General features: G+C 65.0%; 15 protein-coding genes and 2 pseudogenes. 9 read left to right on the top strand and 8 right to left on the bottom strand.

Going from position 1 to position 15,942, the window contains the following annotated elements:
* Positions 1 to 351, bottom strand: coding sequence for a hypothetical protein (locus ACTTAI_RS13595; RefSeq protein ID WP_444452078.1), 351 nt, complete (start codon positions 349 to 351; stop codon positions 1 to 3).
* An 80-nt stretch (positions 352 to 431) separates the two neighbouring features.
* On the opposite strand from ACTTAI_RS13595, the gene ACTTAI_RS13590 reads away from it, so the two are divergent.
* The 8 genes and pseudogenes from ACTTAI_RS13590 to urtE all read left to right on the top strand — a co-directional run bounded on the left by ACTTAI_RS13590 (position 432) and on the right by urtE (position 8,388).
* Positions 432 to 902, top strand: a complete 471-nt coding sequence (locus tag ACTTAI_RS13590) for an urease accessory protein UreE (RefSeq protein ID WP_444452077.1) — start codon at positions 432 to 434, stop codon at positions 900 to 902.
* Positions 889 to 1,535: pseudogene (locus tag ACTTAI_RS13585) on the top strand (urease accessory protein UreF). Before ACTTAI_RS13590 ends, ACTTAI_RS13585 begins: the two are co-directional and overlap by 14 nt.
* Positions 1,532 to 2,158, top strand: coding sequence for an urease accessory protein UreG (ureG, locus tag ACTTAI_RS13580; protein ID WP_444452076.1), 627 nt, complete (start codon positions 1,532 to 1,534; stop codon positions 2,156 to 2,158). Before ACTTAI_RS13585 ends, ureG begins: the two are co-directional and overlap by 4 nt.
* Positions 2,159 to 2,408: 250 nt before the next feature.
* The gene (urtA, locus tag ACTTAI_RS13575) at positions 2,409 to 3,686 is read left to right on the top strand and encodes an urea ABC transporter substrate-binding protein (protein ID WP_444455765.1); all 1,278 of its coding nucleotides are present in this window, start codon (positions 2,409 to 2,411) and stop codon (positions 3,684 to 3,686) included.
* Positions 3,687 to 3,746: 60 nt separating this feature from the next.
* Entirely contained in the window at positions 3,747 to 5,723 is a 1,977-nt protein-coding gene (urtB, locus tag ACTTAI_RS13570; RefSeq protein WP_444452075.1) for an urea ABC transporter permease subunit UrtB, read from the top strand.
* A gap of 3 nt (positions 5,724 to 5,726) precedes the next feature.
* On the top strand, positions 5,727 to 6,953 hold the full coding sequence (gene urtC, locus ACTTAI_RS13565) for an urea ABC transporter permease subunit UrtC (protein WP_444452074.1): 1,227 nt from the start codon (positions 5,727 to 5,729) through the stop codon (positions 6,951 to 6,953).
* Positions 6,950 to 7,690 (top strand): urea ABC transporter ATP-binding protein UrtD, encoded by a 741-nt coding sequence (urtD, locus tag ACTTAI_RS13560; RefSeq protein ID WP_444452073.1) that lies wholly within the window; start codon positions 6,950 to 6,952, stop codon positions 7,688 to 7,690. The genes urtC and urtD overlap by 4 nt, the downstream gene beginning before the upstream one ends.
* A gap of 2 nt (positions 7,691 to 7,692) precedes the next feature.
* Positions 7,693 to 8,388 (top strand): urea ABC transporter ATP-binding subunit UrtE, encoded by a 696-nt coding sequence (gene urtE, locus ACTTAI_RS13555; RefSeq protein ID WP_444452072.1) that lies wholly within the window; start codon positions 7,693 to 7,695, stop codon positions 8,386 to 8,388.
* Positions 8,389 to 8,555: 167 nt separating this feature from the next.
* Here the strand turns inward: urtE and ACTTAI_RS13550 are convergent.
* The 5 genes and pseudogenes from ACTTAI_RS13550 to ACTTAI_RS13530 all read right to left on the bottom strand — a co-directional run bounded on the left by ACTTAI_RS13550 (position 8,556) and on the right by ACTTAI_RS13530 (position 11,529).
* Positions 8,556 to 9,772, bottom strand: a pseudogene (locus ACTTAI_RS13550) (UbiH/UbiF family hydroxylase).
* 74 nt (positions 9,773 to 9,846) lie between these two features.
* Positions 9,847 to 10,029 (bottom strand): hypothetical protein, encoded by a 183-nt coding sequence (locus ACTTAI_RS13545; protein WP_444452071.1) that lies wholly within the window; start codon positions 10,027 to 10,029, stop codon positions 9,847 to 9,849.
* A gap of 144 nt (positions 10,030 to 10,173) precedes the next feature.
* Positions 10,174 to 10,356, bottom strand: coding sequence for a hypothetical protein (locus tag ACTTAI_RS13540; protein ID WP_110806019.1), 183 nt, complete (start codon positions 10,354 to 10,356; stop codon positions 10,174 to 10,176).
* A gap of 150 nt (positions 10,357 to 10,506) precedes the next feature.
* Positions 10,507 to 10,725 (bottom strand): hypothetical protein, encoded by a 219-nt coding sequence (locus ACTTAI_RS13535; protein ID WP_444452070.1) that lies wholly within the window; start codon positions 10,723 to 10,725, stop codon positions 10,507 to 10,509.
* 144 nt (positions 10,726 to 10,869) lie between these two features.
* The gene (locus tag ACTTAI_RS13530; RefSeq protein WP_444452069.1) at positions 10,870 to 11,529 is read right to left on the bottom strand and encodes a pyrimidine 5'-nucleotidase; all 660 of its coding nucleotides are present in this window, start codon (positions 11,527 to 11,529) and stop codon (positions 10,870 to 10,872) included.
* A gap of 159 nt (positions 11,530 to 11,688) precedes the next feature.
* Here ACTTAI_RS13530 and ACTTAI_RS13525 point away from each other — a divergent pair, with 159 nt between their 5' ends.
* The gene (locus tag ACTTAI_RS13525; RefSeq protein ID WP_444452068.1) at positions 11,689 to 12,324 is read left to right on the top strand and encodes a GntR family transcriptional regulator; all 636 of its coding nucleotides are present in this window, start codon (positions 11,689 to 11,691) and stop codon (positions 12,322 to 12,324) included.
* 35 nt (positions 12,325 to 12,359) lie between these two features.
* Here the strand turns inward: ACTTAI_RS13525 and ACTTAI_RS13520 are convergent, their stop codons facing one another.
* Together ACTTAI_RS13520 and carA are read right to left on the bottom strand one after the other, a co-directional pair.
* Positions 12,360 to 14,486, bottom strand: coding sequence for a glycosyltransferase family 2 protein (locus ACTTAI_RS13520; protein ID WP_444452067.1), 2,127 nt, complete (start codon positions 14,484 to 14,486; stop codon positions 12,360 to 12,362).
* Between the two features lie 155 nt (positions 14,487 to 14,641).
* On the bottom strand, positions 14,642 to 15,808 hold the full coding sequence (gene carA / locus ACTTAI_RS13515) for a glutamine-hydrolyzing carbamoyl-phosphate synthase small subunit (RefSeq protein WP_444452066.1): 1,167 nt from the start codon (positions 15,806 to 15,808) through the stop codon (positions 14,642 to 14,644).
* Between the last annotated feature and the right edge of the window lie 134 nt (positions 15,809 to 15,942).

Genomic DNA, 15,942 nt, shown 5'->3' with positions numbered 1-15,942 from the left:
TCAATGCGGTTGCTGGCCAGCAAAAAGCCTTGCGCGCAAGCGCGCGTGCGGGGCGGGCGTGGGAAGATCGGCGCCGTCGACCGGCTGGGAAGAGCCCTTGCGGGTGGCGCGCAGGACACGTGTCACCTTTTCGCGGGTATAAGCAGGGTCGAGCCGGATCGCTTCGGGCAGAAGCCGCGGATCGAAGATGCGCTGGCGGCTGGTCACCAGATCGACAGTGTGAAACCGACCGATTTTCGGCATCGCCGCATCGCGCAACAGGATTTCGCGCAACTCGCCCTCTCGCGCACGCAGCCGGGCGATTTCGGCACGGATTTCGGCCAGTTCATCGGCAGGGGGTTTGAGCTGCATTCCTAGCTCCCGTTCTGGGTTACGTGCGCTTATGCTGCCAAGTCACTCTTAACAAAGCTCTAAATGGCGGAGGAAAAAACATGTCGCTGTTGAATCGGGCCAGTCGTATCGTGCCTTCGGGCAGCTGGAGCGCGGCGGCCGATCATGTGGCGCTTGACTATGAGGCACGGTTCTTGCGTCGCAAGCGGCTGGTGGCGGCCTCGGGTGCCGAGTTTCTGGTCGATCTTGCCGAGGTGACGAATCTGCGCGGGGGCGAGGCCTTTGCGCTGGAGGATGGGCGGCTGATCGAGGTGCGCTGCGGGCTTGAACCCGTGCTGGTTGTCACCGGCGATCTGACCCGACTTGCCTGGCACATCGGCAACCGGCACACGCCCTGCCAGATCGAGACCGACCGGCTGGTGATCCGCGATGATCATGTGCTCGAGGCGATGCTGCGCGGTCTTGGGGCGCGGGTGGAAAAGCGGATGGAGCCCTTCCGCCCCGAAAGCGGCGCCTATGGCACCGGGCGGACCATGGGGCATGATCACGGTCATTTCCATGCCCACGCCTGATCTCGACCTGCTCGCCCTTGTGCAATGGCTGTCCCCGGCCTTTCCGACCGGGGCTTACGCCTATAGCCACGGGTTGGAACAGGCGGTTGTGGCGGGGGGAGGTCTGGTCCGAGGCGGCGCTGTGCGACTGGCTCGCCGATATCCTGGAACATGGGGCGGGCTGGAACGATGCGGTGCTTCTGGCCTGCGGTCTGCGGGGCGAGGATCTGGCGGATCTGTCCGATCTGGCGCGGGCTTTGGCGGGCACGGCCGAACGGTTGCGGGAAACCGAGGAGCAGGCAGGGGGCGGCCTTTGCCCGGGCGCGGGCCGAAATGACTGGAACTTGCACAAATGCGATGCCGCTGCCTTTGGCGGTGGCGGCTGCAGCCCAGGAAACAAGCCTGCCACCGGAGCAAGTCATTGCCCTTTTCCAACATGCCTTCGCATCTAACCTTGTCATGATCGGGGTGCGGTTCATCCCCTTGGGGCAGGCGGCGGGGCAGCGGGTTCTGGCGGCGCTGCATCCGATCATCGCGCAGCTTTCCGCCCGTGCCGCGACCGCCACGACCGCCGATCTGGCGCAATCCGCCTTTCGCGCCGAGATCGCCTCGGCCGCGCATGAAACGCTTGATGTGAGGATCTTCAAGACATGACACACGGACCTTTGCGCGTCGGCATCGGCGGCCCGGTCGGCGCGGGCAAGACGACGTTGACCGAGCAGCTCTGTCGCGCACTGGCGCCCCGGCTCTCGATGGCGGTGGTGACGAATGACATCTACACCCGCGAGGATGCCGAGGCGCTGATGCGTGCGCAGGTGCTGTCCGCCGACCGCATCCGCGGCGTCGAGACCGGGGGCTGCCCGCATACGGCGATCCGCGAGGATGCCTCGATCAATCTGGCCGCCATTGCCGATCTGAGCCGGATGCATCCCGATCTGGATCTGATCCTGATCGAGTCGGGGGGCGACAACCTTGCCGCCACCTTCAGCCCGGAATTGGCCGATCTGACGATCTACGTGATCGACACTGCCGCCGGGCAGGACATTCCGCGCAAGCGGGGCCCCGGCGTGACGCGCTCCGACCTTCTGGTGGTGAACAAGACCGACCTTGCGCCGCATGTGGGGGTTGATCCGGTGCTGCTTGAGGAAGACACGAAACGCGCCCGCGGCGCCCGTCCCTATGTGATGGCGCGGCTGCGGCAGGGGGTCGGTATCGACGAAATCGTCGCTTTTCTGATCCGGGAGGGCGGTCTTGAACAAGCGGCCAATCCGGCCTGACGTGCAAGATTCGCGCCAAACCCGTTTCCAAAACGCCCGGTTCTTGCGCAAAGGCCGGGCGTTTGCCTGCCGGGTGCACAATTCCACGCCTTGGCCCATTTCCTGCTGGGCGCGTCCTTGCCGCATCGCGGCGCCCCGGTTTTGCTTAACGCGCGGGCTCTGACCCGCCAGCCAAGCAACCCGCGCCCACCTTCCCGGGCCGCGCGATCAAGGAACAGGGGAACTCATGATTACTCGGCGCAATCTGCTGATGACCGCTGCGGCGGCCGGTGCCATGTCGATGACGGGGCGCATCGCCTTTGCCGCGGGCGACACGATCAAGGTGGGGGTGCTGCATTCGCTCTCGGGCACGATGGCGATTTCGGAAACGACGCTGAAGGACACGGTCCTGATGCTGATCGAGGCGCAGAACAAGAAGGGCGGGGTGCTGGGCAAGCAGCTGGAGGCCGTGGTGGTCGATCCGGCCTCGGACTGGCCGCTGTTCGCGGAAAAGGCGCGCGAGTTGCTGACCGTCGACAAGGTCGATGTGATGTTCGGCTGCTGGACCTCGGTTTCCCGCAAATCCGTGCTGCCGGTGATCGAGGAGCTGAACGGCCTTCTGTTCTATCCGGTGCAATACGAGGGCGAGGAAAGCTCGAAGAACGTCTTTTATACCGGGGCCGCGCCGAACCAGCAGGCGATCCCGGCGACCGACTATTTCCTGAAAGAGCTTGGCGTGCAGAAATTCGCGCTTCTGGGCACCGACTACGTCTATCCGCGCACCACGAACAACATTCTGGAAGCTTACCTGAAGTCGAAGGGCATCCCGGCCGAGGATATCTTTGTCAACTACACCCCCTTCGGTCAGTCGGACTGGTCGAAGATCGTTGCCGACGTGAAGGCGCTTGGCGCCGATGGCAAGAAGGTCGGCGTGATCTCGACGATCAACGGCGATGCGAACATCGGCTTCTACAAGGAACTGGCGGCTTCGGGCATCACCGCGGATGATATCCCGGTTGTCGCCTTCTCGGTTGGCGAGGAAGAGCTGTCGGGCCTTGGCGCCGGGGATCTCAAGAACCTTGTCGGCCAGCTGGCCGCCTGGAACTATTTCGAAAGCGCCGATACGCCGGAAAACAAGGCCTTCATCGAGGCCTGGCACAAATTCATCGGCAATGACAAGCGCACCACGAACGACCCGATGGAGGCCACCTATATCGGCTTCAACATGTGGGTGAACGCGGTGACGGCGGCGGGCACGACCGAGGTCGACAAGGTCGCCGATGCGATGATCGGGCAGAAATTCCCGAACCTGACCGGCTCGATGGCCGAGATGCTGCCGAACCACCATCTGACGAAGCCGGTGCTGATCGGCGAGATCAAGGAAGACGGACAGTTCGACATCATCAGCCAGACCGACCCGGTGCCGGGCGATGCCTGGACCGACTTCCTGCCGGAATCGGCCGTGCTGACCTCGGATTGGAAAGATCTGAAATGCGGCATGTACAACACCGAAACCAAGACCTGCGTGCAGCTGAAATCGAACTACTGATCTGATTTCAAACGCAAACCGAGGGGGCGACAAGCCCCCTCCCGCAAACCGGATTTTCCCATGCGCAGCCTTCTTCTGGCCTTCGCGACGAGCCTTGCGCTCGCCTTGCCTGTGGCCGCCCAAGACGCCGCCCCGCCCGTTCCCGTTGCCACTTTCCAGACCGGCCTTGCCGCCGTCATCGCGCAAAATGCGGGTGCCATCGCCAAGCCGTCGCGCCAGACCATCGCCCCGGTGATCGCGGCGCTGGGGCAGGCGGGGGAGGGCGCACCCGCCTTCCTGCAGGCCTGGGCCGACAAGAAACTGGGCGCGCGCAAATCCGATGGCGCGATCTTTCGCGTGACGAAATCTGCGGGCGGTTACGCGCTTGCCGATCCGGCGACGGGCGCCGATCTGGGCACGGCCGCGAAGGCGGAGATAGCCGAGATCAAGCCCAATGCCGGGGTCCGGGGGCTGATCGCCTCGGCGCTCATTCAGTTCCAGCTGTCCGATCCCGATCCGAAGACCCGGCTTGCCGCGCTGACGGCGCTGGCCCGCGATGGCGCGGCCGAGCATCTGGTGCCTTTGGCAGCCTCGATCGAGACCGAGACCGACCCTGCGATCAAGGCGCAGAAGGAGCGGCTGCTGGGTCTCTTGACGATCCGGTTCGGCACCACGCCCGAAGCCCGCGTGGCCGCGATCGAGGGCTTCGGCGCCGATCTTGGGCTGGATTTCCGCGCGGCGCTCAACCCGATCCTCGCCACCTCGCGCAAGGTTTTCAAGGAGGCGCCGAGCGGAAACGTGGCGCAGACCCTTACCCCCGGCAAGCCCGGGTTTTCCGAGGCCGAGGCCTATGATTTGCTCGTCACCGAGGGGCTGGCGCCAAAGCGGCTCACCGCGGCGGATCTGCGGGCGGCGCTCGAATCCCATATCGAAAACAAAGCTGTGGGCGGCGTTCCTGTGACGGAGTTGGCCGATCCGGGCAAGCGTGAGACCGCCTATGCGGCGCTTGAAGCGGCGGGCAAGGTGCCTGCCGCGGCCACCGATGCCGAGGTTGCCGCCGCTGTCGAGCAGACCCGCTTCGCCGACATCTATGCCGAGCCCGACCCGACCGTGACCGATGCCGCGAAAGCCGCGCTGAAATCGGTGTCGCTCAAGGTTTCCGCGATGCAGGGGGCGGACCTGACGCTTGATGCGCTCTCGCTCGCCTCGATCTATTTCCTCGCTGCCATCGGCCTTGCGATCACCTTCGGGGTGATGCGGGTGATCAACATGGCGCATGGCGAGTTCATCACCATGGGCGCCTATACCGGCTATGTGGTACAGCAATTCATCTCGGACTACACGATCTCGATCCTCGTCGCGCTGCCCCTGGCCTTTGCCGTCACCTTCGCCGCCGGTGTGGCGATGGAGCGGCTGGTGATCCGCCATCTCGCCCGCCGTCCGCTTGAAACTCTGCTCGCCACTTTCGGGATCTCGATTGCGCTGCAGCAGCTCTTCAAGAACATCTTCGGCACGCAGGCCCGGCCGCTGACGGCCCCCGAATGGCTCGATGGCGCCTGGGTGCTGAACGACATCGTCTCGATCAGCTACATCCGCATCGCGATCTTCGCGCTGGCGCTGACCTTCCTTGGCCTTTTCCTCTTCGTGATGAAGCGCACCCGCCTTGGCCTCGAGGTCCGTGCGGTGACGCAAAACCCGTCGATGGCGGCCTCGATGGGGATCAACCCCGATCGCATCAACATGCTGACCTTCGGGCTTGGTTCCGGCATCGCCGGGATCGCGGGCGTCGCCATCGGGCTGTTCGCCAAGGTCACCTCCGAGCTGGGCGCCGATTACATCGTGCAAAGCTTCATGACCGTGGTTGTCGGCGGCGTCGGCAATATCTGGGGCACGCTGGCGGGCGCTTCGCTCGTCGGCGGGCTGCAAAAGGGGATCGAGGCGCTCAACCCCTCGAACACGCTCGCGGCGCAGACCTACATGATCCTCTTCATCATCATCTTCATCCAGTTCCGCCCGCGCGGCATCATCGCCCTGAAGGGCCGGGCCGCAGGAGATTGAGCCATGACCCACGGTTTTCTGACGAAGAACCCCTCGGTTCTGATTTTCCTCGGCCTTCTGGCGCTTTTCACCCTGACGGTCACGCTGCTCTCGAACGCGTATGGGGTCGAGGTGATCTCGACCTCGATGGTGAAGACGCTCGGCAAGACGCTGTGTCTGTGCCTGATCGCCTTGGCGATGGATCTGGTCTGGGGCTACATGGGGATCCTCAGCCTTGGCCATTTCGCCTTCTTTGGCCTCGGCGGCTACATGATCGGCATGTGGCTGATGGTGGCGCGCACCCGCGAGATCGTGCTGGCCTCGGCCACGGGTCTGCCGATGACGCCGCAAGAGTTGAACGACGCCATCGCAACGCAGATCTTCGGCGTCGTCGGCACGTCGCAGATGCCCGCGATCTGGGCCTTCGCGGGCTCGCTTCCGGCGCAACTGGCGCTTGTCGTGCTGGTGCCCGGAGTGCTGGCGCTCGGCTTTGGCTGGCTCGCCTTCCGCTCGCGTGTGACCGGGGTTTATCTCTCGATCCTGACACAGGCGATGACCCTCGCCTTGGCGCTTTACCTCTACCAGAACGACAGCGGCCTGCGCGGCAACAACGGGCTGTCGGGGTTGCAGAACATCCCCGGCCTTGACTGGGCGGGACAGGACCGGCTCTCGGTCTGGTTTCTCTGGGCTTCGGCGCTGGCGCTCGGTCTTGGCTATCTCGCCTGCGCCTTCACCGTCTCGGGCAAGTTCGGCTCGGTGATGCGCGCGATCCGCGATGACGAGGCGCGGGTGCGGTTTCTGGGCTACCCGGTCGAGGGCTACAAGCTTTTCGTCTTCACCCTGACCGCGCTGATCGCCGCCATTGCCGGGGCGCTTTACTACCCGCAGGCGGGGATCATCAACCCGGCCGAGATTGCGCCCATCGCCTCGATCTATCTCGCCGTCTGGGTGGCGATCGGGGGCAGGGGGCGGCTGTGGGGCGCGGTGATCGGCGCGGCCTTCGTATCGATGGTCTCGACCTGGTTCACCGGCGGACGGGCGCCCGATCTGAACCTCGGCCTCTATACGGTGAAATGGGTGGATTGGTGGCAGGTGCTGCTCGGGCTCTCCTTCGTTTCGGTCACGCTTTTCGCGCCGAAGGGCTTGTCGGGGCTCGTCGATCTTCTGGCCGGTCTGCGCCCGCCGCAGCGCCGCGGCGCCCCCCTTGGTCCGGATGATGGCGCCTTGATGGAACAGGAGGCCCGGCAATGACCGAACTGCTTGAAGTCTCTGGCATCTCCGTCTCCTTCGACGGGTTTCGGGCGATCAACAACCTGTCCTTCTCCATCGGCCCGGCCGAGCTGCGCGCGGTGATCGGCCCGAACGGGGCGGGGAAAACCACCTTCATGGATATCGTCACCGGCAAGACCCGCCCGGACGAGGGCCGTGTGCTCTGGGGCGAGCGCTCGATCGACCTCTTGAAGCTCGACGAGGCGCAGATCGCGCGGCAAGGCGTGGGGCGGAAATTCCAGCGCCCGACCGTCTTCGAAGATCAGACCGTGGCGGAAAACCTGATGATGGCGCTGAAGGCCCATCGCAACCCGTGGCGGGTGCTGGTCTGGCGCGCTGCCGCCGCCGATCACGCAAGGGTCGAGACGCTGGCGGTGCAGGTGGGGCTTGGCGAGAGCCTCGCGCGGAAATCCGGGGAATTGTCGCACGGACAGAAACAATGGCTGGAAATCGGCATGCTCTTGGCACAAGAGCCGCGGCTGCTCTTGGTCGATGAACCGGCGGCGGGGATGACCTTGGCCGAGCGCGAACAGACCACCGCACTGCTGGTCGAATTGGCGAAAACCCATGCCGTCGTGGTGGTCGAGCATGACATGGAGTTCGTGCGCCGCCTGAATTGCAAGGTCACCGTGCTGCACGAGGGCTCGGTTCTGGCCGAGGGGTCGCTCGATCATGTGACGGCGAACCAGCAGGTCATCGAAGTTTATCTGGGGCGCTGAACATGCTGAAAACAGAAGCACTTACGCTGCACTACGGTGGCTCGCAGATCCTGCATGGCGTCGATATCGAGGCCCGCGCGGGCGAGGTCACCTGCATCATGGGCACGAACGGGGTCGGCAAGACCTCGCTTTTGAAGGCGATTGCGGGCACGCATCCGCGCTCGGGCGGGGGGCTGGTGCTGGACGGCGAGGCCGTGGGCCGCGTCGCGCCGCAGGCGATGGCGCGACGGGGGCTCGCCTATGTGCCGCAAGGCCGGATGATCTTTCCGCTGCTGACGGTGCGGGAAAACATGGAAACCGCCTTCGCCACCCTGCCGCGGGCGGAGCGGTTCATCCCCGACGAAATCTACGAGTTGTTTCCGATCCTGAAAGAGTTCCTCAATCGCCGGGGTGGCGATCTGTCAGGCGGTCAGCAACAGCAACTCGCCATCGCGCGGGCGATGCTGATGAAGCCGAAGTTGCTGCTGCTTGATGAGCCGACCGAGGGCATTCAGCCCAACATCATCCAGCAGATCGGCCGGGTGATCAAATATCTGCGCGACACCAAGGGCATGGCGATCATTCTGGTCGAGCAGTATTTCGACTTCGCGCATGATCTGGGCGATCGCTTCTATGTCCTCAAGCGTGGGGCGGTCGCGATGGAGGGCACGAAAGACAGCCTCTCTCGTGACGCCTTGCGCGCGGTCGTCAGCGTCTGAGCAAGGGGGCTCTGCCCCCTCGGCTTCGCCTCACCCCCGAGATATTTGCGGCAAGATAAAAGTCCATCCTTTTACCTTGCCGCAAATATCTCGGGGGGTGAATTGGCCGAAGGCCAAGAGGGGGGCAGCGCCCCCCTTTCGGGGCGGGCCGCAGGCCCGCAACCGTTTCAGCGCATCCCCAATCCCGCCCGCATCAGGGTCTTGCGCACCGGTTTGAGCGCGTAAAGCGCCCCCAGTGCCGCGGCGCGCAGATCGCGCAGGGGCCGCGGTTCCACCATCGAGGCGCGGTTGAGGAAATCGATCCCCACTTCGCGCGCCTTCACCTCGGGCCAGCGACGCCGGTTGTAGGCCGTCAGCATCGCCGGGCTGCCCAGATGCGCCGGGTCCTTTTCCGCCAGATCAAGCAGGCAACGCAGATCGGCGAGGCTCATGTTCAGCCCCTGCGCGCCGATCGGCGGGATCACATGCGCGGCCTCGGCGATCAGCGCGATGCGTTCACCGGTGAAGGTGCAGGCGATCTGCGTGATCATCGGCCAGAGCGCACGGCGGGTGACCAGCGTCAGCGGGCCTAAAAGCCCGGTGGAGCGTTCGGTCATCTCGCGCTCGAAATCCGCCGGATCCAGCGCCGCCAGACGCTCGGCCTCCGGGCCGCGTTCCATCCAGACGATCGCCGACGAGGGTTTGCCATCGCGATCGGGCAGGGGGACGAGCGTGAAGGGGCCGCCCGAACGGTGCACCTCGGTCGAGACATTGCCGTGGGGCGAGGGGTGGGTGACGGCGCAGACAAGCGCCTTTTGTCCATAATGCGTAGTTTTCGTGCCGATCCCCGCGGCCTCGCGGACAAAGGAATTGCGTCCGTCGGCGCCGATCACCAGTTTCGCGGTCACAAGCGTGCCGTCTGACAGCCGCACCTCGGCGCCGCTTTCGCGGGTCAGAAGTCCGACCGTCGCCACGCCCGGGCGGAAATCGACAAGCGGGATCTCGGCCAGTCGCGCGACCATCTCGCGCCGCAGCAGCCAGTTCGGGAAGTTCCAGCCGAAGGGCTCGTCGGAAATATCCGCCGCATCGAAATCGCGCACGATCCGCGCCTCGGGGGCGCGCGCCGCCCGCGTCGATGATGCGCATCACCTGCAGCGCGGCCGCATGGGGGGCAAGCCGCGCCCAGAGCCCGGCGCGTTCGAGCATCGCCCGCGAGGGGATGCAGGAAAGCGGTCGTGCGCATGTCGGCGCGCGCGTCGCTTTCGGCGGTCACCGGCGGTTCGGGGTCGACGCAGATCGTCGTGAACCCGGCCGAGCCAAAGGCCGCCGCGGCGACAAGGCCCGCGACGCCGCCGCCGGAAATCAGGATATCGGTCGAAAGACGCGGTGCGGCGGTCTCGGTCATGCTGTGCTCCCCCTGAGGTTTGCCCTCAAGATGGCACAACCGGGGCCGGTTTCAACCGTCCGCCGCCAAATCCGTCAGGCCATCGAGATGACGACCAGCATCCCGAGCATCAGGAAGCTCATCAGGACGAACCAGAGGATCACACCACCAAGCCCGCCAAGCACGAAGCCCAGAGCCGCGCCGCCGATGAACAGCACCGCGATGAGAAACAGGAAAAGCGTAGCCCCCACATTGGACGTCGGGTTCGCAGTGCTCATGGTCGATCCCTTCCGATTGCTCAGCCTTGACAGGCGTGTCGCGGCAAGGAGGCCATGGTGCGGGCCGGATCGGCCAGATCGCATTTCGCCGCAGCGGCCGGGGGGCATGCCGGGGCCGCGGGAAACCCGGCCCCGGATCGGTCGTCAGTTCCGCGCGGTGACCGCCATCATCACCATCACGACGGCGGTCAGGCCGACGAAGCAGGTGATCAGGCCGCCGAGGCCCGCGATCATGTAGGAGGCGACGATCACCGCAAAGATCGCGAAGGCGATCAGATAGAGGGTGAGGGCGGTGTTGCTGTCGTTGGACGATTGCGTCGTGGTCATGGAGGTTCCTTTCGCCGGGGAAGGGCGGTTGCGAGTCGAACCCCGGGAAAATCTGCTCAATGCAAGCAAAAAACGAGCCAACAAAAGGTCGCTGAGACAAAAAGGCCCGGGCTGCGACCCGGGCCTTGGTGCGGTGCGAGTTGGAGGGGCTCAGCCACCCGCGGTCATCACGACAAGAAGCGCCAGCATGAACCAGGTCGCGCCGACGCCGAACAGGATCAGCCCACCCAGACCCATCGTGGCCACCGCGAAGGCGATGATCCCGATCACCACGGCCGCGATCAGATACATGGCGAGGGTGTAATCCTTTTTCTCGGTATGCCCGTGATCGGAACCCGAGAAAGCGCCGGTGGCAGTGGTCATGGTCATTCTGCTGTCTCCCAGAGCCATCTCCCAAGATGGCCAATTCTGCATACACTTGTATGCGGAGCCACAGATTCGCGTCAAGTTGTCGCGGCGCAAAAGGTTAGAATTATTTTAACCCTGCCTGTTTCAGAGGCGGGACAGGTTTGCCTAGCGATGCCGGGCCGCACGCAGGCTGCGCAGGAAATGCGGCAGGTCGTTCGTGTGATGCTGGATATGGGGGGCGTGCTCGGGCTGGGCCGCAACATGGACGGTGCGCATGCCGAGCGCATGGGGCACGGCCAGATTGCGCGGGTCATCCTCGAACATCGCGGCGCGGGCCGGATCGACGCCCGCAAGACCGAAGATCGTGGCAAAGGCGCGGGCGGCGGGTTTCGGGTGATAATCCGCGTGCTCGACCCCGAAGATGCCGTCGAAAAGCCCGCCAAGCCCGCGCGCAGACAGCACCTTTTCCGCATAGGGGGCAGAGCCGTTGGTGAAGACGATCTTGTGACCGGGCAGATCGGCGATGGCAGCGCGCAGCGCCGGATCGGGTGTCAGCACCGAAAAATCGATGTCATGCACGTCTTCCAGATAGGGCGTCGGATCGATCCCATGCACCTGCATCAGCCCCGCCAGTGTCGTGCCATGGCTGCGCCAGTAGTGATCGCGCAGATGATCTGCCTCGTCGCGGTCGATGCCGAGGGCGCGCATCACGTAAGCCGTCATCCGCACTTCGATCTGATCGAAGAGCCGCGCCGAGGGCGGATAGAGCGTGTGATCGAGGTCGAAGACCCAGTGACAGACGTGGGAAAAGGCGGAAGCGGGCATGGGCTCAGGCTAAAGAGGTCGGTGAGGTAGTGCAAGGTGTCGGATTTGCAACTGTGGCGGCTTGTCACGGCGCAAGGCTGCGCCTAATCTGCCGGGTGTCCCGATTCCGCATACTGCGGCATACAATGGGGAAGGTGACGGGGAAAGGTCGGAACGTCGATGCAGAAGGATGCCTATACGCTCATTCTCGAGGCGATCGATGCCGGGCTTTACCGACCGGGCGATCGGCTTGTGGAATCCGAGCTGGCGGAGCGTTTCGGTGTGTCCCGCACGCCGGTGCGCGAGGCGATGCAGCGGCTCGAGACCCAGGCGATGCTGGCGCGCGACGGGCGTTCGCTGATCGTGGCCTCGCTCGATCACAACCAGCTGGCCGAGCTTTATGTCGTGCGTGCGGAGCTGGAAGCGCTGGCAGCGCGGCTGGCGGCGAAACATGCCGCGCCCGAGGAAATCCGGGTGCTGCAGGACATGATCGACAGCGACCGGGCAAGCCAAGACGATCCGATCGCGCTGGCGCGGGCGAACAAGCGCTTTCACCGGCAGCTGCATCTGGCCTCGCACAACCGCTATCTGGTGCAGCAACTCGACCTCGTGCACCGCTCGATGGCGCTTCTGGCGACGACCTCGCTTGCGGCCGAGGGTCGGGGGGCGATGGCGCTGGACGAGCATCAGGCGATTGTCGATGCGATCGGCGCGGGCGATGCCGAGGCGGCCGCCTCGGCGCTGCGCCACCACATTTCGCAGGCTTTCGAGACCCGTCTGAAGCTCGATGCCGAGGCGCGGACCGAGCATCCCTGACCCTTGTCGCTCCATGTGGCGCAGGACGATCTTTCTCAATCGATCAACGGCGCCAGCGGCGTGCGTTCGATGACTTCGGGGCCGGGCATGGCGGCGGCGATATCCGCGACGAGATCCGAGCGCAGCGCCGGTGCCGAGATGTGATGCGCGGCATCAAAGACGCCATGCACGGTCTTGTCCCAATAAAAGGGGCGGCTGATCACCTCGTAGATCGCTTTCCAGCCCGCCAGCGCGCCGAGCGGAAAGTAGAAGTTCAACGTTGGCACCCAGGGGATCAGATGACGGTGGTCCTTGCCGCGCACGGCCCAGGCGCCGACGGTGATGTTGATCAGTTCGGTCAGCACGAAGGTGAACAGAAGCCAGGTTTCCATCCCGCGCGACAGGATCGCTTCGATCGGATGCCAGACCCCGAACAGGATCAGCCAGCACGACCACAGAAGCGGCGCGAGCAGATATTGCGAGAGCGCCCCAAGGATCAGGATCTGCAGGCCGAAGAAGCGCTTCGGGCCAAGGTCGCGCCAGAGTTGGGCCGGGTTGCGCATGTGCACGGCCCAGGTCATCGCATAGCCTTTGAGCCAGCGCGAGCGTTGCTTGATCCAGGGCAGGGGGCGGCAATTGGCTTCCTCATGCGTGACGGCGGCGATCAGCTCGGTCCGGTAGCCGTAGCGCGCCAGACGGATGCCCAGATCGGCGTCTTCGGTCACGTTATGCGCATCCCAGCCGCCCAGGTCCTCCAGCGCTTCGCGGCGGAAAAAGAGCGTGGTTCCGCCCAGCGGCACGACAAGGCCAAGCCGGGCCAGACCGGGCAGCATGGCGCGGAACCAGGCCGCATATTCGATGGTGAAGCAGCGCGCGAGCCAGTTCGTGCGCGGATTGTAGTAATCGAGAATGCCCTGCAGGCAGGCCACCTCGGGGCCGGTTTCGGCGAAGCGGCGGGCGACGATGTGCAGCTGGTCGGGCTCGGGCATGTCCTCGGCGTCATAGACCCCGATCACCGAGCCGCGGCAGAAGTTCAGCGCATAGTTCAGCGCCCGTGGTTTTGTCTGGATTGGCCCGGCGGGCACGGTGACGACGCGCATCCAGCGCGGCAAGTCGGCGCCGTGCAGCGCCTCGCGGGTGGTGCGGTCGGTTTCCTCGACCACGAGCAGGATATCGAGCAATTCGCGCGGCCAGTTCAGCCGGGACAGCCGCGCGACGAGACGCGGGGCAATGTCGCGCTCCTTGTGCAGCGGTACCATGATCGAGATCAGCGGCAAGCGATGCTGCGGATGCGGGGTCGTCGCCGCCTTGATCGCGGCCTGATGGTCCTGCACGCGGCCGCGCATCTCGGCGATCCAGGCGAGCAGCTTCAGCCCCATCGTCGCGTAAAGCGTCACCATCGCCCAGAGGAAGAGCAGCGCGAAGACGCCCTCGGGCGCCACGATCAGCCCGACGACCGAAAGCGCGATGCCGGAGAGAGCAAGCCGGGCGGTCTGCCTTTCGTTATGGGTGCGGCAGGAGTCTTCGGGCTCCACCTTGATCTCGGCGCGCCGGATCAGCGCCGTCTGCCGCCGCGAGAGCAGCGCGGCATGCACGTCGCGTTCGGGCGCCAGTGCCATCCGGTAGGGGCCGAACTCCGGCGGCAGGTCCGCACTCAGGCGGGTGAATTGCTCGGGGCGGGCGGTGGCGATCAGGGTGATGCCGCCAATGCGCCGCCAGGGCACCATCGCCTCCTTGAGGCACAGCTCGGGGCCGAGCGTGTCGATCAACCGGGGATCGGGCGGTTCGGCCAGAAGATCGATCACCGCCGCATGCGACTGTTTCGCCAGCGCCGCCATCAGGTCGGCCTCGCTCACCCAGCCATGCATCAGAAGGATGTCGCCCAGCCGCACGTCCTGCCGGTTGCGCAGCGCAAGCGCCTTGAGCATGTCGCCCGGCTGCACCGCCCCCATTTCCAGCAGGATCTGCCCGAGCGGCACGCGGTCCCGCCTGGGGCGCATACTGCGCCGCGGATCGGCCGTCACGGACCGGGCCGGGCGTTTGAACGGGGGGGTGTCGAGCGCAGGTTTCGCGAGGATCGCGGTGGCCTGTGCCGCCACCGGTGTCGGCGAAATCGTTGCGACGACCACTGGCCGTTCCGCAACCTCGACGGATGTCATCTTGAGTTGAGCAGACTGTTGCATCTCGCCCCCGCGCAGATTTGCTGGGGCCACAATTTCGCCTTCGTAGTTAATGCGAGGTTAAATAAAGCTTTCCGGAATGCGGATTCCGCGAGTCATTTTTTCGGCCGCCCAGTGGGCGGCCGGAACAAGTCGAGAACGTCTGTGGATAACTTCGCTCAGGCGGCGCGGCGTGCGGCCATCGCGGCGGCAAAACGCTCGAAAAGGTAAAGGCTGTCCTGCGGGCCGGGGCTGGCTTCGGGGTGATATTGCACCGAGAAGACGGGGCGATTCTCGACCGCGATGCCGCAGTTCGAGCCGTCGAACAGGCTGACATGCGTCTCTTGCACGCCCGCGGGCAGGGTCTGCGCATCGACAGCAAAGCCGTGGTTCATCGAGGTGATCTCGACCTTGCCGGTGGTCACATCCTTGACCGGATGGTTCGCGCCGTGGTGGCCGTGGTTCATCTTGATCGTCTTCGCGCCAAGCGCCAGCGCCAGCATCTGGTGACCGAGGCAAATGCCGAACAGCGGCAGGTCGGTCTTCAGCACACCCTGGATCATCGGCACCGCATAGGCGCCGGTCGCGGCCGGATCCCCCGGACCGTTCGAGAGGAACACGCCCTCGGGGTTCAGCGCCAGCACCTCTTCGGCGGTGGCGGTGGCGGGCAGAACCGTCACGTCGCAGCCCGTCGAGGCGAGGCAGCGCAGGATGTTGCGCTTGGCACCATAGTCGATGGCGACGACCTTGAAGCCCGGACCCTCGCGGCGGGTGTAGCCCTCGGGCCAAGCCCAGCGTTGCTCGTCCCAAGTGTAGCTTTGCGCGCAGGTGACGTCTTTCGCGAGATCAAGACCGACGAGGCCCTTCCAGTCGCGCGCCTTTTTCACCAGCGCTTCGATGTCGAAGACGCCATCGGGGTTGTGGGCGATCGCCACATGGGGGGCGCCCTGTTGCCGGATCGTGCGGGTCAGGCGACGGGTGTCGATGCCACCCACGCCGATCCGGCCGCGTTTTTCCAGCCAACCGACCAGATTTTCGACCGACCGCCAGTTCGAGGGCTCAGTCGGGTCCCATTTCACCACCAGACCGGCCGCGACGGGATCGCCGGTCTCGTCATCCTCGGGGGTGACGCCGACGTTGCCGACATGGGGGAAGGTGAAGGTGACGACCTGACCGGCGTAGCTCGGGTCGGTCATGATTTCCTGATAGCCGGTCATCGCGGTGTTGAAGACCAGTTCGGCGACGGTTTCGCCGGTCGCCCCGAAGCCGCGACCGTAGAAGAGTTGTCCGTCTGCGGTGGCGATGAGCGCGGTGGGTTTTTCCGACGACTGGGGGCTCATGGGCATGGCGCGACTCTCCGGGGCAAAATTCGGCCGAACCTACGGGGAGGGGCGGTTTTGGTCAAGGCCTGCGGGAGGAATAAGATGTTGTTGAAAATCAATGTTTTGGCATGGCTCGGTCGGGCGGAGGTGCGCTGCCC

Origin of the sequence: Rhodobacter capsulatus (assembly GCF_052363175.1) — a bacterium.
In the GTDB taxonomy this organism is placed as follows: Bacteria; Pseudomonadota; Alphaproteobacteria; order Rhodobacterales; family Rhodobacteraceae; genus Rhodobacter; species Rhodobacter capsulatus_D.
Note: the sequence above shows the minus strand (reverse complement) of the source record. Positions and strands in the feature narration are given on the sequence as shown.